A 17,422-nucleotide genomic window follows, 5' to 3' on the forward strand; every position below is an offset into this window, starting at 1 on the left:
GACCAGATGATGACCACCACCAGCAGACCGCTGCCCGAGGCGCCGAACCGGATCGAGTTGGCGATCGGCGGCATGACCTGCGCCGCCTGCGCCGCCCGGATCGAGAAGAAGCTGAACCGGATGGACGGGGTCAGCGCGACCGTCAACTACGCCACCGAGAAGGCCACCGTCCGGTACGCCGACGGCGTCACGCCGGACGACCTGATCGGCACGGTGCAGAAGACCGGCTACACGGCCGCCCTGCCGTCCCCGCCGGCCACCGCCGAGGAGCCGGTGGACGCGCTGCGCGGCCCGCGTACCCGCCTCTGGGTGTCGGTGGCGCTCAGCGTGCCGGTGGTCGTGCTGGCCATGGTGCCGGCCTGGCAGTTCGACTACTGGCAGTGGCTGTCGCTGACCCTGGCCGCTCCGGTGGTGGTCTGGGGCGGGCTGCCGTTCCACCGCGCCGCCTGGACCAACCTGCGGCACGGCGCGGCGACCATGGACACCCTGGTCTCGCTCGGCACCCTCGCCGCGTTCGGTTGGTCGCTCTGGGCGCTCTTCCTCGGCGACGCCGGGATGCCCAGGATGACGCACCCGTTCCGTTTCGACATCACCCGCACCGAAGGCGCCGGCAACATCTACCTGGAGGCGGCCGCCGGGGTGACGGTGTTCATCCTGGCCGGCCGCTATTTCGAGGCCCGCTCGAAGCGGACCGCGGGCGCCGCCCTGCGCGCTCTTCTCGAACTGGGCGCCAAGGAGGTGGCGGTGCTCCGCGACGGGGTGGAGACCCTGATCCCGGTGGACCAGCTCGCCGTCGGTGACCGGTTCGTGGTCCGCCCCGGCGAGAAGATCGCCACCGACGGCGTGGTCGACGAGGGCACCTCGGCCGTCGACGCCAGCATGCTCACCGGCGAGTCGGTCCCGGTCGAGGTCGGCCCGGGCGACGGCGTGGTGGGTGCCACGATCAACGCGGGCGGCCGGCTCGTCGTCACCGCCACGCGGGTCGGCGGGGACACCCAGCTCGCCCGGATGGCCGACCTGGTCGAGCAGGCCCAGAGTGGCAAGGCGGCCGTGCAGCGGCTGGCGGACCGGATCTCCGGCGTCTTCGTGCCGATCGTCATCACGCTCGCCGTGGGCACCCTCGGCTGGTGGCTCGGCACCGGGGCCGGGCCGACCGCCGCGTTCACCGCCGCGGTGGCCGTGCTGATCATCGCCTGCCCCTGCGCGCTCGGCCTGGCCACGCCGACCGCCCTCCTGGTCGGCACGGGCCGGGGCGCGCAGCTCGGCGTGCTGATCAAGGGGCCGGAGGTGCTGGAGTCGACCCGGCGGGTGGACACGGTGGTACTGGACAAGACCGGCACCGTGACGACCGGCCGGATGACCCTGGTGGACGTGGTGCCGGCCGCCGGTGCGGACCGTGCCGAGCTGCTCCGGCTCGCGGGGGCGGTCGAGGCCGCCTCCGAGCACCCGATCGCGCGGGCGGTCGCCGCGGGCGCCGCCGAGGCCGGGGCGCTGCCCCCGGTGGCCGGTTTCGCCAACGTCGAGGGGCTGGGCGTGACCGCCACGGTGGACGGCCGGAGTGTGCTGGTGGGCCGGCTCCGACTGCTGCGCGAGCGCGGGCTCGACGTACCGCCGGAGGTTCAGCAGGCGGTCGCCGACGCGGAGGCCGGCGGCCGGACGGCGATCGTCGCCGGTTGGGACGGGCGGGCCCGGGGGATGCTCGCGGTCGCCGACGTGGTCCGGCCGACCAGCCGCGCGGCGGTGGCCCGGCTGCGCGCCCTGGGGCTCACCCCGGTCCTGCTGACCGGGGACAACGTCACCGTGGCCCGGGCGGTCGCCGCCGAGGTGGGCGTCAACGAGGTGATCGCCGAGGTGCTGCCGGCCGGCAAGGTCGACGTGGTCAGGCGACTCCAGTCCGAGGGCAGGTCGGTGGCGATGGTCGGCGACGGGGTCAACGACGCTCCGGCGCTGGCGCAGGCCGATCTGGGCCTGGCGATGGGCACCGGCACCGATGTGGCGATCGAAGCGTCGGATCTCACCCTGGTCCGTGGTGACCTGGACGCCGCGGTGGACGCCATCCGGTTGTCCCGACGCACGCTCGGCATCATCCGGGGCAACCTGTTCTGGGCCTTCGGGTACAACGTGGCGGCCCTGCCGCTGGCCGCTGCCGGGCTGCTCAACCCGATGATCGCCGGCGCCACGATGGCCCTGTCCTCGGTGTTCGTGGTGGCCAACAGCCTGCGCCTGCGCCGGTTCCGCCCGGCCGCCCCCGCTGACGGGGTGTGACGGCGGAGTCGGCCGAAATGGTTGGACCGGGGACGGTGGGGGTACTGCTGGTGGCGTAGCGACGCTCGCGATGGAGGTTGGCACATGGGTATCGACGACAAGATCAACAACGCCACCGAGGACGCGGCCGGCAAGCTGAAGGAAGGCGCCGGTCGGGCCACCGACAACGAGCAGCTCGAGGCCGAGGGTCGCAACGACCAGGCCGGGGCCAAGCTCAAGCAGGCGGGCGAGAAGATCAAGGACGCTTTCAAGAGCTGACGTTCGACGTGCCCCGCACGCCGGGCCGGTGACCTCGCCGGCCCGGCGTTCTGTCTGTCCGACCGCTCCGGTGACCCTGAGATCCCCCTGATTCCGTCTCCGCTTCCGACCGCCGCGCGGCGACACCTGCTAACTTCTGTTGGCATGTGCAAGGGCTGGTTATGAGTGCCGCTTCGCCGCCAACCGGTGACGACCTGGTCCGGATGCTGGCGACCCTGGCCAACCCGCACCGGCTGCGGGTCGTCGCCGCGCTGGCCCGCGAGCGCGCCTACGTCAGCCGGCTGGCCCGCCAACTGGGCATCAGCCGGGCGCTGTTGCAGGTCCACCTACGGAAGCTGGCGGCGGCCGGGCTGGTCACCGCACGCCTGGAGTTGTCGGAGGACGGAAAGGCCATGAACTACTACGAGGTGGAGCCCTTCGTGCTCACACTGACCCCCGAGATCATCGCGGCGGCGGTCGAGACGCTGACCGTGCCCGACTCGGCCGAGCAGCCGGGAGCGGAGCGATGAGCGAGCACGACTGGACCGAGGTGGTCGGCGCGATCGGCATCTTCGCCCTGCTGATCAGCGTGTTCACGGTGACCATCGTGCAGCTCGCCAAGACCCGGCGGGCCCGGCTCGAATCGGACCGCGCGCACGACTACCGCCGGCTCGCCGAGACAGCCGCTCAGGCCCAGGCCGAAAACGCCCGACTGCTCGCGGCGTTGGACGGCCGGCTGGGCGGGATGGAGACCCGGATGGGCGCGCTGGAACGCGTCCTGCGCGAGGTCGACTGACCCCGACGAAAGGCCCCGGGCCGTCGAGCGGCTACTCGACGGCCCGGGTGGAAGCAGCCCCACCTCGCCCGACGGGCGAGTTTCACCCGTGACGCTCCTTCGAGGAGAGGACAGCACTCCATGCTGCGCGTACGCAAATCCGCCGTCGGCTGGGCGGTCGCCCTGGCCCTCACGGCCACCGGCCTGGCCCCGGCCAGCCCGGCCGCCGCCCGGCCACAACCGGCCCCGACCATCGACTGGCAGCCCTGCGCCACGGACGCCACCGCCGAGTGCGGCACGCTGTCGTTGCCGATCGACTGGCGACGGCCCCGAGGCGAGCGTTTCGACCTGGCGCTGGCCCGGCGGACGGCCACCGACCCCTCCGCCCGGACCGGAACGCTGATGTTCGGCCCCGGCGGGCCGGGCGACAGCGGTGTCGACCGGGTGGTGACCGGCAGCTCCCGGTTCAGCGCCGAGCTGCGTCGCCGCTTCGACATCGTCAGCTTCGACCCGCGCGGAACCGGCCGCAGTCACCCGGTGGTCTGCTCGACCGACCTGCTCGCCCGGCAACCGCAACTGATCGCGGACCAGGCTCAGTTCGACGCCACGCTGGCCGGCAACGCGCTGCTGAGGGCCGACTGCCGGGTCCGCACCGGGCCCCTCTACGACCACGTGGACACCACCAGCGCCGCCCGCGACCTCGACGCGGTCCGCGCCGCGCTCGGCGAGCGGCAGCTCACCTTCCACGGCAGCTCGTACGGCACCCTGCTCGGCACCCGGTACGCCGAGCTGTTCCCGCACCGGGTCCGCGCCATGGTGCTGGAGTCGACGGTCGACCACAGCCTCGGCACCAGAGCCTTCCTGGACACCCAGGCCGTCACCGCGGAGGACTCGTTCGACGAGTTCGTCGCCTGGTGTGCCCGGTCCACCGGCTGCGCTCTGCGCGGGTGGGACGTCCGTGCGGTCTGGACCGGGCTGCACACCCGGGCCGAGCAAGGCGGGCTGACCGACCCGGACCGACCCGGTGTCGTGCTGACCCCGTTCGAGCTGAGCCGGCTCGCCCACAAGAAGCTCTACGAGACGCAGCGATGGCCGGGGCTGGCCGACTGGATGGCGAAAATGGACGCCGCCACCGGGTCGATCGCCGCCCGACCGGCCGCGGGCTCGACGGCGGCCACCGTGGCGCCGTACCCGTTCGCGGTCTTCTGCCAGGACTGGAGCCTGCCCGTCCGCGACTACCGGGAGTACGCCGAACACCTGCGCCGAGTGGGCCGCCTCGCACCCGACCTGCGCTACCCGCCAGCCCTGTTCGCCCTCGTCACCTGCCTGGGCACCCCGACGCCGGTCGCCAACCCGCAGCACCGCCTGCGGGTCCGCACCGACGTGCCGCTGCTGCTCGCCGCCACCCGGCACGACCCGGCCAGCGGCTACAACTGGGCCACCAACGTGGCCCGGCAGTTGGGCGACCACGGCGTGCTGCTCACGTACGAGGGATGGGGGCACGGCAGCTACACCACCAGCCCGTGCGTGGGCGGTGCCGTCGACCGCTACCTGAACAGCGTGGTGCCGCCCCGGCCCGGAACCACCTGCCCGGCCGTCGAGCCGTCGTCGTGACGCGCCCGCCGGTCTGACCGGCCGGACGTCCGGCCGAGTGTCGGTCCCGGTCGCCGCGCGGCGACCGGGACCGACGCCCCGGTCAGCGCAGGACGCGGTAGCGCAGGTGCGCCACGGTCGGCCCGGCCACCACCGCCACCTGCTCCAACCGTGGCGCGATCCCGTCGAAGAGCCGTTCACCGGCCCCGAGGAAGATCGGCACCAGGTGCAGGTGCAGCGTGTCGATCAGCCCGGCGGCCAGGTACTGCCGGACCGTGCTCGCGCCGCCGCCGATCGACACCTGACGGTCACCCGCCACCTCCCGGGCCTGCCGCAGCGCTGATTCGATCCCGTCGGTGACGAACCGGAACTCGGTGCCGCCCCGCATCACCAGCGGTGCTCGGGGATGGTGGGTGAGCACGAAGACCGGGGTGTGGAACGGCGGATCGTCGCCCCACCAGCCCTGCCAGCTCTCGTCCCAGTCGCCGTCCCCGCCGCCGAACATGCGCCGGCCCAGCACGTACGCCCCGACGTCGCGGGTCAGCTCGTCGACCAGGTCGGCGTCGACGCCCCGCTCGCCGCCGGTCAGCCCGTGCTGCGCCCGCCAGCTGTCCAGGCCGAAGAACCACTCGTGCAACCGCAGCCCGCCACGGCCCAGCGGATCCTGGCGGCTCTGGTCCGGCCCGGCCACGTACCCGTCCAGCGAGATCGACAGTTGACTGCTCACCGTTCCCATGCCAGGACGACTCCCGCGGCCGTCCGAACTCATCGCTGGGTGGCCAGTCGGGCCGCTCGCAGCTCCAGGTAACGCTGCTCGGGCAGGCTGGTGGTGCCCCGCGCCGCCGCCAGGTACGCGTCCCGCGCCGCCGCGGGCTGCCCGGCGAGCTCCAACAGGTGGGCCCGGACGGCGGCGAGCCGGTGGTGCCCGGCGGTGCGCTCATCGTCGTCCAGCGCGGTGAGCAGGGCGAGCCCGGCCTGGGGCCCGTCCACCATGGCCACGGCCACCGCCTGGTTGAGGGTGACCATCGGGTTCGGCGCGATCCGGGCGAGCAGCCGGTATAGCGCCGCGATCTGCCGCCAGTCGGTGGTCGCGGCCGTCGGGGCCTCGGCGTGCACGGCGGCGATCGCCGCCTGGAGCTGGTACGGGCCGGGCGGTGACCAGGTCAACGCCTCGGTGATCAGCGCGATGCCGGCCGCGATGGCCGTCCGGTCCCACCGGGACCGGTCCTGCTCGGTCAGCGGCACCAGCTCGCCGTCCGGGCCGACCCGGGCGGCCCGGTGCGCGTCGGTGAGCAGCATCAGCGCCAGCAGCCCGGCCACCTCGCCGTTGTCGGGCAGCAACCCGTGCAGGACGCGGGCCAGCCGGATCGCCTCGCCGGTCAGCTCCACCCGGTGCAGGTCCGGCCCGCTGGACGCCGTGTACCCCTCGTTGAAGATCAGGTAGAGCACCCGGAGCACCGTCCCCAGCCGCTCGTCGCGCTCCTCCGGTGCGGGCATGCTGAACCGCGCGCCGGCCGCCTCGACCCGCTGTTTGGCCCGGCGGATCCGTTGGCTCATCGTCGCTTCCGGCACCAGGTGCGCCCGGGCGATCTGCGCGGTGCTGAGCCCGCCGACGGCGCGCAGGGTGAGCGCCACCTGCGCCGAGGGCGCCAGCGCCGGATGGCAGCAGAGGAAGAGCAGGGTCAGCGTGTCGTCGGCGTCCGCCACCGCCGGCTCCGCGTCGGCCGCCGGCGCCAGCCCGGCGTACGCCGGCTCGCGCAGCGCCACCGCCACCTCGCGGTCCCGGCGGGCGCGCTCGCTGCGCCACTCGTCGGTGAGCCGGCGGGTGGCCACGGTGAGCAGCCAGGCGCGAGGGTTGTCCGGCACGCCCTGCCCGGGCCACTGCGTCGCGGCGGCGAGCAGCGCCTCCTGCACCGCGTCCTCGCACCGGTCGAACTGCCCGTGCCGGCGGACCAGCAGGCCGAGGACCTGCGGCGCGAGCGTGCGCAGCAGGTCCTCGACCGTCCGGTCCTCGGTCACATCTCCGTCCCGGCCTCGTCCATGATCGGGCGGACCTCCATCACGCCGCCGAAGCGCACGTCCGGCCAGCGGGCGGCGATCTCGGCGGCCCGTTGCGGACTGTCACAGTCGACGGCCAGATAGCCGGCGAACTGCTCCTTGCTCTCCATGAACGGCCCGTCGATGACCTCCGGGTGGCCGCCGGCGAGCCGGACCGTCCGGGTCTGCGACGGGTCGGCCAGCGCCTGCCCGCCGACCAGCTCGCCGGACTCGGTCAGCTCCTTCATGATCTCGTCGACCTCGCCGAACAGGGCGGTACGCTCCCGCTCGGTCAGCTCCTCGGTGAAGCCGGGCCGGTTCCAGATCAGCAGCATGTACTTCACGGCGACGCTCCTCGGGTCCTGGTCGCGCCCCGGTCGGGGCGCGGTCTCACCGGAGGGTCGGAGCCGAAGCTCCGTTCCCTACCGGCTACCGAAGAACATCGCAGAATCTTTTCGACGGTGGCGGTCCCACGCCGCCCGGTTCAGCGGTGGCGGTCCCACGTCGACCGGTTCAGCGCGGGTCGGGCCGTCCCGGCACCTGTCGGGGCGGTGGCCCGCCGCCGACGTCCAGCGACGCCCGGTCGGCCGCGGAGGTGCCCGAGGACCAACCCTCGGCGTCGCGGACGCTGAGCCGGTGCCGGGTGACGCCGGGGAAGAGGGTGTCCAGCCGCTCCCGGACCGCCTCGCCACGCGCGGCGAGGGCCGGAAGCAGCCGCTCCGGGCCAGCCGTCTCGGCCGCCGCCCGGTCCGCCGCCTCGGTGGTCGCGCGCAGCCGCTCACCGATCCGCAGCGCGAACGCGTTGAGGAAGGACTCGTCCCACACCTTCGTCCGCCGTCCCGACCCCGGCCGCCGCTCGGCCCGCCCGCGCAGCATCGCGGCGGTGGCCTGGACCAGCAGCGAGGTGTAGAGCAGCTCCACCGCCACGAGGTCGGCCGGCCAGCCCAGCACGGTGGCGAAGCCGAGATCGTCGGACCAGACCGCCTCACAGCGGTTCGCCGCCGCGACCTCCTGCACCAGCAGCGCCTTCGCCCCCGCGTACGGGGCGTCGGTGCCGAGCCGTACCCCGCCGGGCAGGTCGCCACGGTCGGCCCCGGCGGCCAGCAGCGCCTCGTCGATGCTGTGTCGGGCGATCAGCTCCTGCGCCTTGGCGGTCAACGCCTCCGCCTCGGCCGGGAAGGTGGTCGACTCGGCCTTGGCCAGCAGCGCCCGTACCCGGTCGAGCATCCCGGACCCGCTACGGGCCGCGCCGCCCTGCCGGCTGGCGGCCGCCGCACCGGTCGTGCCGGGTGGCGGGCGCAGCACCGCGATCGGCGGCAGGCTCTCCACCAGGACGAGGGTGCCCACCGCCGCGCGCAGGGCGTCGACCCGGTCCAGCCCTTCCCGGACGGACCAACCGGCCAGCACGTTCCGGTCGTCGTCCCACCACACCTCGGCGGCCAGCTCGCGTAACTGCTCGTCCCACCACGCCGGGACCGGCCCGGCCTGCTCGCGCCGCTGGGCGGCCATCGCGTCCCGGACCAGCCGGGCCGGGCGGGCGCCGAGTCGTCGGGTGGTGAGCCGGTCCAAATCGGCCGGCTGCCAGCCGCGTGGCCAGAGCCGCGCCACACCACGGACCAGCCGACGCAGCAGCGCCGCGTCCACCGCCGCCGCGCCGTCCGCCGCGCCGCTGCCGACCATCAGCCGGTCCAGCTGCCGTTCGGCCTGCCGTACGTCGGTGCCGCGCACCGCCGCGAGCGCATCGGCGACGAGTTCGTCCGGGCCCGGCACGTGCACCTCCTCCTGCGGGTTCCGCTGCCGGAGCGGCTCCGGCCGCCCCAACTCCATGATCATGCCGGTAGTCGTGCCGGCGGCTCGGAACGGGGATGTTGCCGGTCGGCCGTCCCGGACGGCGTGCCGGCATGGTCCGTCCCGTTCCGGGTAGTTCGGGGCTGACCCGAGGCGATGCGAGGTGTGCGATGACCGGTTCCTCCCTGCCGGACGCGCGCGCCACCGACGTACCGGACAACCGTTCGTCCACCCTCGCCGGCGTCCTGATCGGGATCGCGGTGATGGCCGCGGTGGACGAGATCGTCTTTCACCAGCTGCTGGCCTGGCACCACTTCTACGACCGGTCCACCCCGTCGGTGGGCCTGCTCTCCGACGGGCTGCTGCACGCCGCTGAGCTGCTGGCCCTGGTCGGCGGGTTCTTCTGGTTCGCCGACCTGCGCCGGCGTGGCGCCCTGGCGGCCCGGTTCGCCTGGGGCGGGTTCCTGCTCGGTGCCGGAGGCTTCCAGCTCTTCGACGGGCTGGTCGACCACAAGGTGCTCCGGCTGCACCAGATCCGCTACGGCGTGCACCTGGTCCCGTACGACGTGGTGTGGAACGTCGGCGGCGGCGTACTGCTGCTCGCGGGCGCCGCCCTGGTCTGGCGGGCCCGTTCCCGCCCGCCGCGCGACGGATCCCGGTGACGACGCCGCTCGGCCCGGCCTGGTTCGCGTCGCCGGCGCTCGCGCACGGGGGGCACGCGGCGGCGGATGGTCCGGGCTGGTTCCCACTCGCGGCGGTCGGTCTGCTGGCCGGTGGCTACCTGCTGGCCGCCGCGCGCGACACCCGGGGCTGGGACCATCGGCGCACCGCCGCCTGGCTGGCCGGGTGCGCGCTGCTGGCGGTCGCCGTGGGGCCGCTGGGCCAACCGTCCGACGACCCGCGTGGGCACATGGCGCAGCACCTCCTGCTCGGCATGGTGGCGCCGCTCGGGCTGGTGCTCGGCGCTCCGGTGACCCTGCTGCTGCGGATCTCGTCCACAGCCACCCGCCGGTTCGTCGGCCGGCTGCTGCGCGCCCGCCCGGTGCACCTGTTCGCCCACCCGGTCACCGCCGCGCTGCTCAGCACGGGTGGGCTGGCCCTGGTGCTGCTCACCCCGCTGTACGCGGCGGCGGAGCGCCAGCCCGCCCTGCACCACGCCCTGCATCTGCACTACCTGGCCGCCGGGTACCTGTTCGCCTGGGCGCTGGCCGGCCCGGACCCGGCGCCGCGCCGCCCCGGGCTGGCCGTTCGGATCGGCGCGCTGCTCGGCGCGGCGGCCGGGCACTCGGTGCTCGCCAAGTACCTCTACGCGCACGCCGACACCCTGCCGCCCGGCGTCACTGATCCGGATCCGGCGGCGTTCCGTTCCGCTGCCCAACTCATGTACTACGGCGGTGACGTCGCCGAACTGCTGCTCGCCGTGGCTCTCTTCGCCACCTGGTACCACCGGCCCTCCCGCCTCCACCCGGCGCGACCATCGCGGGTGATCAAGAGGTTCGCGTCACGAAAGGGCCGCTCCCTGACGGAAACCTCTTGATCGACGACGGGAGGAGGAGCGGGAGGGGGCTAGTTGCGTGAGGAGAGAGCGGTGGAGAGTCGACCCAGGAACGCGCGGATGCTCTCCTCGCTGTGGTGCGTCTCGGCCTGGTCGTTGAGGGGGCCCGAGTAGCGCAGCGCCTGGTCGAGCGCGTCCAGCGTCTCGGCCCGGTCACCCGGGTAGAGCCCGCCGACCACGCCGTCGGCGACCCGGGACACCACCGTGTCGTCGAGCGCCTGGTCGAACTGGACCCCGTAGAGGATCCCGTTGACGTGGCCCTTCCAGCTGTCCGTACCCATGCTTCTAATCTCCCCTAGAAGATCTGTTTGCCGTCCCAGCCCATGATCGGGACGCCATTGAGCCCGTTGCGCTTGAATTCGGCGTCGAGGTTGGCCATGTGGCTCACCTCGGGCTGGTAATGACCGCTGCGCGCCGTCGCGTGCTGGACCATACCGTCCTTGACGACCAGCTCACCCGCCGCCGCGACCGGCTGCCCGTTACCCAGCGTCGAGTGGTGGAAGTCGCCCACCTTCTGGTAGTTCGACGCGTACAGGTTGCCGTTCCGGTCCATCACGAAGATCGCCTGGCCGTTGCCGCTGAACACGGTCTGCGCGCTCGACGTGTCGAACGGCTCGCCGTTCCTCGCGCTGCGCAGGACGCCGTTGCCGTCGAAGAACACCCGGTGCTGTTCGAGCTCCTCCGGGCTGAGCCGGCGCACCGCCGTCGGGAAGTGCCCACCCGGCAGGTGCTCGTTTTCGTACTTTTTGAGCATCGGCTTCAGATTGTCGTAGCGGGGCGTGGTGTGCGGGCCGGGCACGCCGGGTCGTCCCGGGCCACCCCGTCGCGGGCCCTTGCGAGTGAATCGGCGCAGCAGCGTCTTCGCCCGCTTCAGCAGCCGCGGAATGATCTCCTTGACGACCCGCTCGACGACCTCCTTGATGATCCGTTGGATCGCCATCCGCGCCAGGCCGATCGACACGGGGATCTGGGCCAGCGAGGCGCCGAGCGTGGGGGCCGCCGCCGCCAGCGCGATCGCCACCTGCACCACGAGGATCGTCAGTTGGACGATGACCAGGATCTTCTGCGTCAGGGTGATGATGGCCATCACCAGCAACGCCATGCCGATCAGCTCGGCCGCCTGCGCGCCGTCCTCCATCCGGCGGGGCGCACCCTCCTCGTCCCGCCAAGCCTGCTCGAACGCGCGGACGTCGTCCCCGCTGTTGGTCGCCCCGACCTTCGCCGCCCCGGCCTCCGCCTCCGCGAGCGTCGTGCGCAGCCGGCCGGCGAACGCGAACCACAGCTGCGACGCCTCGAACAGCAATTCCTCATCGGCGGTCGGCCAGGTGAAGCCCACCCAGCCCAGCGCCTCGACGAGCTCAGGAGGTAGCTGCATACCCACTGGGCAGCTCCATCCTCGTGAAGAGTTCCGCGTTGGCGGTTTCGGTCGCCTCGTGCGCGTCGGCACCGAGGTCGAGGTTCGCGGCAGTCTCCAGCAACTGGTCGGCCATCGACCGGTACACGTCCAGCGCGTGGGTCAGAACCTCGACGTACACGGCACCGAAGAGCGAGCCCGCCTCGTCGGCGCCCCACGGATTACCCGCGCCGTTCACCGTCGATTCGAGGCTGGCGATCTCCGCGCCGAGCTGCTGACCGGTGGCTGCGAGCGACCCCGCCGCCGCGTGGAGGGCGTCGACGTCGACCTGGATCCCGTCGGACATGGGCTCAGCGTCGATCCATCCGCCGGGTGACCGCGTCCAGGTCGCCGATCATCTGCTCGAACCCGCGGAACGCGTCCTCCGAGACGCGTTCGAGCTGACGGGTCAGGGCCGCGCTGTCGGCGCCGACGGCAGCGGTCAGCTCGGCGCGCCGGGCGCGCTCGTCGGCCTGTGCCGCCTTGACCGCCTCCAGGACGTACTCGGCGATCGCGCTGGTGCCGGCCCGGGACAGGCTCGGGTCGATCACCAGAGTCTCGAGGCCGCCGAACGCGGACACCTCCGCCTCGACGAGACCGTCGGCGCCGGTGCCCCGCCCCACCATCTGCTCGACCGCTGGTACGGCCGGCTCTCCGACACCGTCCGGCTGCGCCGAGGTGGAACCCGTGGCCTGGCTCAGCAGTCGCATCGCTTCTTCGAGCGAGCGACTCAGGCCGGACGGGTCGATTCCGCTCGCCATGCTCGTCCCCCTACGACTCGCAGTTCTCTTCCCCGTGAGCGACAGTAGCAACGCGACACCTGCCCTCGCGGCCCGAAGTCCTCTGTGGATAGTCCGTACGGTCGATGACCTGCGGATCGTCGTAGGCGACCTGCCGGTCAGGTTTGTGGGAAGGCCAGGGCGGCGGCGAGGAGCGCCGCCAGTTTCGCGGCTCGGCCGGGATGGGCGTGGCCGACCCACGCGACCCGGCCCGCCAGGTGCTCGGCGAAGGCCGGGTGGCCGGCGTGGTTCTGGGCGGCCAGCCCGGTGCGGGCGGCATTGTGCAGGATCGCGCGCAGCCGGTCGTATTCGACGCGGGGCGCCGCCGGTCGTTCGTTGACCACCAGCCCGGCAAGGAGCTGCCGGTCGGCCCGGCCACGCACCCGGGTCTTACGCGCGTGTACGCGGAAACCCTCGTCCCGAACCACCTCGGTCACCGCGGCGAGCAGGTCGGCGACCCGCCGTGGCGGCAGTTCGCCGGAGAAGGCGAGGTCGTCGGCGTACCGCTGGTAGTCGACGTCGAACGCGGTGGCCAGCCCGGTCAACCGGCGGTCGAGCCGGAACGCGCAGAGGTTGGCCAGCGCAGGCGAGGTGGGCGCGCCCTGCGGTAGGTGCCCGCCGCGCAGCACGGCCAGCCGCCAGACCCGGTCGGGCAGGTCGGCCGGCGCGGCACGAAGCACCGCCGCCGGGGTCCGGGTGGTGCAGATCGCGGTGAGCGAATGCGCGACCGGCTCCGGATAGCCCGCGGTGCGGAACAGCCCGTACACCCGGCGCGCCGGCACGCTGCCGAAGAACGCGGTCAGGTCGATCCGGACCACCACCGCTCGCCCGGCGTGCGCGGCGGCGAAGGTGTGCGCCGACCGACCCGGCACGAACCCGTGCGCGGCCGGGTGCACCGGCAGCGGACCCAGCACCTCGGCGAGCAGCCGCCGGTGCAGTGCGCGCAAGCGTGGCTTCGGCGCCTCGATCAACCGGCCGGCGCTGGTCCAGCGGTACCGATAGTGGTGCAGCCGGTGATCGCCGGCGCGACGGTTCATGGCCCGTCGGTCGGCGTACCAGTCGAGCTGCTCCGGGGTCAGGTCGAGCATTCGGGCCAGGTCGGCCAGGTTGTCCAGGACCGGGGTCGACCAGGGCCGGCGGACCGTGCGGGCCGGCGTCACCGGCCGGGCGCGGACCGCGACGGTCTGGCCGCGTTGCCGCGCCGCGCCGACCACCTCGGCCGGCAGCGCCAGGTTCGTGAGGAAGGCGGCCAGCTCCCGGGGCCGGTCGCGCGGGGCCCGGGGGTACGCGGCGAGCGCGGCGTCCGCCACCGGCCACAGCCACCGGCGGCGTACCCCCAGCACCCGCCCGCCGGACGCGACCAGGTCCCCGCGCTGCCACCGGTCGGCGGCGAGGAACGCGTCGGCGAGCGCGACGGCCAGCGAGCGGACCGTCGTCACGGCCGGCCCAGGGTGGATGACAGCGTGCCCCGACGAATCCCGGTCGTACGGGTGCACAGGCTCGCGGAGCGTGCCGACGCACCTGTGGTGTGGTGCCCAGGTGGATGTGACGCCCCCGGGGTTGCCCCGGAGAGACTCCGACCGCGTCCCCACCGGGGGCGCGGCCAGGTCAGCTCGGGGCACGCTGCCATCGGGGCAGCGTATCCCCGGTCGGCCGGTGACGGGCAGGGCCGTGGCCCGGCCCGCCGCGGGTCACCGCCAGTCGGCGAGGATCGTGTCGACCGGTAGGACGTCGTGCTCCGGGTCCGGCGCCGGAGCTGGCCGGCCGGTCGGCGTCCGGTCGAAGCGGGGTGCCGGGGCCGGCTGGATCTCGCCGCCCACCTCGACGAAGGTGCCCCGTGCGGCGTTGTGCGGATGCCGGTGCGCCTCGCGGGGGGCGAGCACCGGCGCGACGCACGCGTCCAGGTCGGCGAAGACCGCCGTCCACTCGTCCCGGCTCCGCTCGGCGAACCGTTCGGTGAACCGCCGGCGCAGCTCGTCCCAGCCGCTCGGGTCGTACTGGGCGGGCAGGTCCGGCTCGTCGGCGAGGCCGAGGCCGCTCAGCAACTCGGCGTAGAAGGCCGGTTCCATCGCGCCGACGGCCATGAAGCCGCCGTCGGCGGTGCGGTACGTGTCGTAGAACGGCGCGCCGCCGTCGAACATGTTGCGCCCACGGGGCGCGGCCCACAGGCCGGTTTCGAGCAACCCGTGCAGGAACGCGGTGAGCAGGGCCGAACCGTCCACCATGGCCGCGTCGACCACCTGGCCGACGCCGGAGCGTTCCCGTTCCAGCAGCGCGGCCAGCACGCCCACGGCGAGCAGCATGCCGCCCCCGCCGAAGTCACCGAGCAGGTTCATCGGGGCGTACGGACGTTCGCCGGCCCGACCCAGCGGCTCCAGCGCCCCGGCCACCGCGATGTAGTCGATGTCGTGCCCGGCCCGAGGCGCCAGCGGGCCGTCCTGGCCCCAGCCGGTCATCCGCGCGTACACGAGCCGGGGGTTGCGGGCCCGGCAGACCTCCGGGCCGAAGCCCAGCCGCTCGGCCACCCCGGGCCGGTACGCCTCGACCAGCACGTCCGCCCGCTCCACCAGGCGCAGCAGGTCCGCCGCCCCGGTCGGGGACTTCAGGTCGAGCGCGGTGACCCGCCGGCCCCGTTGCAACGGCCCGCCCGTCGGCGCGGCCAACCTCCCCGCGGCCGGGCCGCCGGGCCGGTCCACCCGCACCACGTCCGCGCCGAGGTCGGCGAGCACCATGCAGCCGAACGGCGCCGGAGCGAGGCTGGCCAACTCGACCACCCGTACCCCGGCCAGCGGACCGCCGCGCGCCGGCCCGTCCGCCGTGCCACCGGTGGCCGTCACGCGGCGCTCACCGCCTCGGTCGGGTGGTTGGCGAGCCGGTCGACGAGGTCGGCGGGGGGCGTGAACCGGTCGCCGTAGCGGGCGGCCAACTCCGTCGACCGGGCCGCGAAGCCGGCCGGGCCGCCCGCGTACTGCCGGACGTAGCGGATCACCCCGCCCGTCCAGGCCGGGAAGCCGATGCCGAAGATCGAGCCGATGTTGGCGTCGGTCTCGGTCCGCAGCACCCCCTCGTCCAGGCAGCGCAGCGCGTCCAGCGCCTCGGCGAAGAGCATCCGCTCCTGAAGGTCGGTGAACGGCACCGCCCGCCCCGCCTCGGTGGCCAGGTCCGCGAGGCCGGTCCACAACCGACCCCGGCCGCCGTCGGCGTATCCGTAGAAGCCGCGCCCGGCGGCGCGCCCGGGCCGGTCGTACGCGTCCACCAGCTCGTCCACGAGCCGGTGCGCGGGCAGCGGCAGGAAGTCTTCGCCGGCCGCCTCGAACTGTCGACGGATCCGCTGGATCAGGGTGAGGCTCACCTCGTCGGCCAGCGCCAGCGGCCCGGTCGGGTAGCCGGCCTGGAGGGCGGCCTGCTCCACCGAGGCGGCCGGCACCCCCTCGGCGACCATGCCGACCGCCTCGTCGATGAACCGGCCGATGACCCGGCTGGTGAAGAAGCCCCGGCCGTCGTTGACCACGATCGGGGTCTTGCCGATCCGCCGGCCCAGGTCGAACGCCCGGGCCAGCGCGGCGTCGCCGGTACGCTCGCCGACCACGATCTCCAGCAGCGGCATCCGGTCCACGGGTGAGAAGAAGTGCATGCCGATGAAGTCGGCCGGGCGGTCCACCCCGGCGGCCAGCCCGGTGATCGGCAGCGTGGAGGTGTTGGACGCGAGCAGGGCGTCCGGCGCCAGCACCGGCAGCACCTCGGCGAAGACCGAGCGTTTCAGCGCCGGGTCCTCGAAGACCGCCTCGATCACCGCGTCGCAACCGGCCAGCGCGTCCACCCGGTCGGTGGTGGTGATCCGGTCCAGCACGGCTCGGGCGTCCGCCTCCGTGGCGCGACCCTTGCGGACCCTCCGCGCCAGCAGCCGTTCGGCGTGCGCCCGGGCCCGGCCCGCGGCCTCCGGCGAGACGTCCTTCACCACCACGTCCAGGCCGGCGCTGGCGCAGGCGTACGCGATGCCGGCGCCCATCATTCCGGCGCCGAGCACCGCGATCCGTCGCACCGGCGCGACGTCCACTCCGGTTGGTCGGGCCGCGCCGCCGTTGACGGCCTTCAGGTCGAAGAAGAACGCGCCGATCATGTTCTTGGCGATCTGCCCGGTGAGCAGGCCGATCAGGTGCCGGGTCTCCACGGTGAACGCGGTCTCCAGGTCGACCTGGGCACCCTCGACGGCGGTGGCCAGGATCGCCTCCGGCGCCGGCAGCCGGGCGCCCTTGAGCTGCTTGCGCAGGGTCGCCGGGAAGGCCGGGAGTTGCGCGGCCAGCGATCGGCTGGCCGGGGTGCCGCCGGGCATCCGGTAGTCCGGACGGTCCCACGGCTGCGTCGGGTGGGGATTGGCGGCGATCCAGGCCCGGGCCCGGTCCAGCAGCTCCGTCGGGGTGGCCACCACCTCGTCGACGAGCCCGGCGTCCAGGGCGTCGGCCGGGCGCATCCGCCGGCCGGTGAGCAGCACCGTGGTGAGCGCCCCGGCCAGGCCGAGCATCCGCACCGTCCGGGTGACACCGCCGGCGCCGGGCAGCAGGCCCAGGGTCACCTCGGGCAGCCCGAGCCGGCTGCCGGGCGCGTCCAGGGCGACCCGGTGGTGGCAGGCGAGCGCGATCTCCAGGCCGCCGCCGAGCGCCGAACCGTTGACGGCCGCCACGACCGGCCGGCCCAGCGTCTCCAGCCGGCGCAGGTCCCGCTTGATGGTGCCGAGCAGTTCGGCCAGCGCGGGTGCGTCGGCGCGCGTCGCCCGGACCATCTCCGGCAGGTCACCGCCGGCGAAGAAGGTGGACTTCGCGCTGGTCACGATGACGCCGGTCAGCTCGTCGCGCTCGGCCTCCAGCCGGTCCAGCACCGCGCTCATCGACGCGGCGTACGCCCGGTTCATCGTGTTGGCGGACTGGTCGGGGTCGTCCAGGGTGAGCGTGACGATGCCGTCGGCGCCGCGGTCGTACCGGATGGTGTCGGTCATGGTCATC

General features: G+C 73.9%; 18 protein-coding genes. 7 read left to right on the forward strand and 11 right to left on the reverse strand.

Annotated features, from left to right (window positions below):
• Positions 1–9 precede the first annotated feature (9 nt).
• From EAD89_RS14645 to EAD89_RS14665, 5 genes are all read left to right on the forward strand, one after another.
• A complete protein-coding gene (locus EAD89_RS14645; RefSeq protein ID WP_121676106.1) occupies positions 10–2,265 on the forward strand; it encodes a cation-translocating P-type ATPase in 2,256 nt (751 codons plus the stop codon).
• A gap of 84 nt (positions 2,266–2,349) precedes the next feature.
• Entirely contained in the window at positions 2,350–2,523 is a 174-nt protein-coding gene (locus EAD89_RS14650; protein WP_121656519.1) for a CsbD family protein, read from the forward strand.
• 161 nt (positions 2,524–2,684) lie between these two features.
• Positions 2,685–3,032 (forward strand): helix-turn-helix domain-containing protein, encoded by a 348-nt coding sequence (locus tag EAD89_RS14655; RefSeq protein ID WP_121656518.1) that lies wholly within the window; start codon positions 2,685–2,687, stop codon positions 3,030–3,032.
• Positions 3,029–3,298 (forward strand): hypothetical protein, encoded by a 270-nt coding sequence (locus tag EAD89_RS14660; RefSeq protein ID WP_121656517.1) that lies wholly within the window; start codon positions 3,029–3,031, stop codon positions 3,296–3,298. The genes EAD89_RS14655 and EAD89_RS14660 overlap by 4 nt, the downstream gene beginning before the upstream one ends.
• A 120-nt stretch (positions 3,299–3,418) precedes the next feature.
• A complete protein-coding gene (locus EAD89_RS14665) occupies positions 3,419–4,891 on the forward strand; it encodes an alpha/beta hydrolase (protein WP_121676069.1) in 1,473 nt (490 codons plus the stop codon).
• Between the two features lie 82 nt (positions 4,892–4,973).
• Here the strand turns inward: EAD89_RS14665 and EAD89_RS14670 are convergent, their stop codons facing one another.
• The 4 genes from EAD89_RS14670 to EAD89_RS14685 form a co-directional block, all read right to left on the reverse strand.
• Positions 4,974–5,606: a dihydrofolate reductase family protein gene (locus EAD89_RS14670; RefSeq protein ID WP_121676070.1), complete on the reverse strand. Its 633-nt coding sequence runs from the start codon at positions 5,604–5,606 to the stop codon at positions 4,974–4,976.
• A 29-nt stretch (positions 5,607–5,635) separates the two neighbouring features.
• Positions 5,636–6,889: an RNA polymerase sigma factor gene (locus tag EAD89_RS14675; protein ID WP_121676071.1), complete on the reverse strand. Its 1,254-nt coding sequence runs from the start codon at positions 6,887–6,889 to the stop codon at positions 5,636–5,638.
• Complete coding sequence (locus tag EAD89_RS14680) at positions 6,886–7,242, reverse strand: YciI family protein (RefSeq protein WP_233578684.1); 357 nt, start codon at positions 7,240–7,242, stop codon at positions 6,886–6,888. The genes EAD89_RS14675 and EAD89_RS14680 overlap by 4 nt, the downstream gene beginning before the upstream one ends.
• 178 nt (positions 7,243–7,420) lie before the next feature.
• Complete coding sequence (locus tag EAD89_RS14685) at positions 7,421–8,740, reverse strand: DUF2786 domain-containing protein (RefSeq protein WP_233578669.1); 1,320 nt, start codon at positions 8,738–8,740, stop codon at positions 7,421–7,423.
• A 125-nt stretch (positions 8,741–8,865) separates the two neighbouring features.
• On the opposite strand from EAD89_RS14685, the gene EAD89_RS14690 reads away from it, so the two are divergent.
• On the forward strand, positions 8,866–9,357 hold the full coding sequence (locus tag EAD89_RS14690) for a DUF2243 domain-containing protein (RefSeq protein ID WP_121676073.1): 492 nt from the start codon (positions 8,866–8,868) through the stop codon (positions 9,355–9,357).
• Positions 9,354–10,232 carry a cytochrome c oxidase assembly protein gene (locus tag EAD89_RS14695; protein ID WP_121676074.1) on the forward strand — a complete coding sequence of 293 codons (879 nt, stop codon included), beginning with the start codon at positions 9,354–9,356 and terminating at the stop codon, positions 10,230–10,232. The genes EAD89_RS14690 and EAD89_RS14695 overlap by 4 nt, the downstream gene beginning before the upstream one ends.
• Positions 10,233–10,261: 29 nt before the next feature.
• Here EAD89_RS14695 and EAD89_RS14700 read toward each other — a convergent pair whose 3' ends face one another.
• The 7 genes from EAD89_RS14700 to EAD89_RS14730 form a co-directional block, all read right to left on the reverse strand.
• Positions 10,262–10,531, reverse strand: coding sequence for a hypothetical protein (locus EAD89_RS14700; RefSeq protein ID WP_121656510.1), 270 nt, complete (start codon positions 10,529–10,531; stop codon positions 10,262–10,264).
• Positions 10,532–10,545: 14 nt separating this feature from the next.
• Positions 10,546–11,625 (reverse strand): hypothetical protein, encoded by a 1,080-nt coding sequence (locus EAD89_RS14705; RefSeq protein WP_121676075.1) that lies wholly within the window; start codon positions 11,623–11,625, stop codon positions 10,546–10,548.
• Positions 11,609–11,950 (reverse strand): WXG100 family type VII secretion target, encoded by a 342-nt coding sequence (locus tag EAD89_RS14710; RefSeq protein WP_121676076.1) that lies wholly within the window; start codon positions 11,948–11,950, stop codon positions 11,609–11,611. The genes EAD89_RS14705 and EAD89_RS14710 overlap by 17 nt, the downstream gene beginning before the upstream one ends.
• A 4-nt stretch (positions 11,951–11,954) precedes the next feature.
• Complete coding sequence (locus EAD89_RS14715) at positions 11,955–12,404, reverse strand: YbaB/EbfC family nucleoid-associated protein (RefSeq protein ID WP_121676077.1); 450 nt, start codon at positions 12,402–12,404, stop codon at positions 11,955–11,957.
• Between the two features lie 137 nt (positions 12,405–12,541).
• On the reverse strand, positions 12,542–13,861 hold the full coding sequence (locus EAD89_RS14720) for a reverse transcriptase family protein (protein ID WP_199733508.1): 1,320 nt from the start codon (positions 13,859–13,861) through the stop codon (positions 12,542–12,544).
• A 252-nt stretch (positions 13,862–14,113) separates the two neighbouring features.
• On the reverse strand, positions 14,114–15,259 hold the full coding sequence (locus EAD89_RS14725) for a CaiB/BaiF CoA-transferase family protein (protein WP_121676078.1): 1,146 nt from the start codon (positions 15,257–15,259) through the stop codon (positions 14,114–14,116).
• Entirely contained in the window at positions 15,256–17,415 is a 2,160-nt protein-coding gene (locus EAD89_RS14730; protein ID WP_121676079.1) for a 3-hydroxyacyl-CoA dehydrogenase NAD-binding domain-containing protein, read from the reverse strand. Before EAD89_RS14730 ends, EAD89_RS14725 begins: the two co-directional genes overlap by 4 nt.
• Between the last annotated feature and the right edge of the window lie 7 nt (positions 17,416–17,422).

Origin of the sequence: Micromonospora sp. BL4 (assembly GCF_003667505.1) — a bacterium.
Taxonomy (GTDB): domain Bacteria; phylum Actinomycetota; class Actinomycetes; order Mycobacteriales; family Micromonosporaceae; genus Micromonospora.

Excerpts from the sequence above, each read along its gene's own strand:
- EAD89_RS14690 (WP_121676073.1), top strand. The coding sequence starts at position 8,866 with ATGACCGGTTCCTCCCTGCCGGACGCGCGCGCCACCGACGTACCGGAC.
- EAD89_RS14710 (WP_121676076.1), bottom strand. The coding sequence starts at position 11,950 with ATGTCCGACGGGATCCAGGTCGACGTCGACGCCCTCCACGCGGCGGCG.
- EAD89_RS14700 (WP_121656510.1), bottom strand. The coding sequence starts at position 10,531 with ATGGGTACGGACAGCTGGAAGGGCCACGTCAACGGGATCCTCTACGGG.
- EAD89_RS14670 (WP_121676070.1), bottom strand. The coding sequence starts at position 5,606 with ATGGGAACGGTGAGCAGTCAACTGTCGATCTCGCTGGACGGGTACGTG.
- EAD89_RS14645 (WP_121676106.1), top strand. The coding sequence starts at position 10 with ATGACCACCACCAGCAGACCGCTGCCCGAGGCGCCGAACCGGATCGAG.
- EAD89_RS14705 (WP_121676075.1), bottom strand. The coding sequence starts at position 11,625 with ATGCAGCTACCTCCTGAGCTCGTCGAGGCGCTGGGCTGGGTGGGCTTC.
- EAD89_RS14660 (WP_121656517.1), top strand. The coding sequence starts at position 3,029 with ATGAGCGAGCACGACTGGACCGAGGTGGTCGGCGCGATCGGCATCTTC.
- EAD89_RS14685 (WP_233578669.1), bottom strand. The coding sequence starts at position 8,740 with ATGATCATGGAGTTGGGGCGGCCGGAGCCGCTCCGGCAGCGGAACCCG.
- EAD89_RS14730 (WP_121676079.1), bottom strand. The coding sequence starts at position 17,415 with ATGACCGACACCATCCGGTACGACCGCGGCGCCGACGGCATCGTCACG.
- EAD89_RS14680 (WP_233578684.1), bottom strand. The coding sequence starts at position 7,242 with ATGCTGCTGATCTGGAACCGGCCCGGCTTCACCGAGGAGCTGACCGAG.
- EAD89_RS14715 (WP_121676077.1), bottom strand. The coding sequence starts at position 12,404 with ATGGCGAGCGGAATCGACCCGTCCGGCCTGAGTCGCTCGCTCGAAGAA.
- EAD89_RS14655 (WP_121656518.1), top strand. The coding sequence starts at position 2,685 with ATGAGTGCCGCTTCGCCGCCAACCGGTGACGACCTGGTCCGGATGCTG.
- EAD89_RS14665 (WP_121676069.1), top strand. The coding sequence starts at position 3,419 with ATGCTGCGCGTACGCAAATCCGCCGTCGGCTGGGCGGTCGCCCTGGCC.
- EAD89_RS14650 (WP_121656519.1), top strand. The coding sequence starts at position 2,350 with ATGGGTATCGACGACAAGATCAACAACGCCACCGAGGACGCGGCCGGC.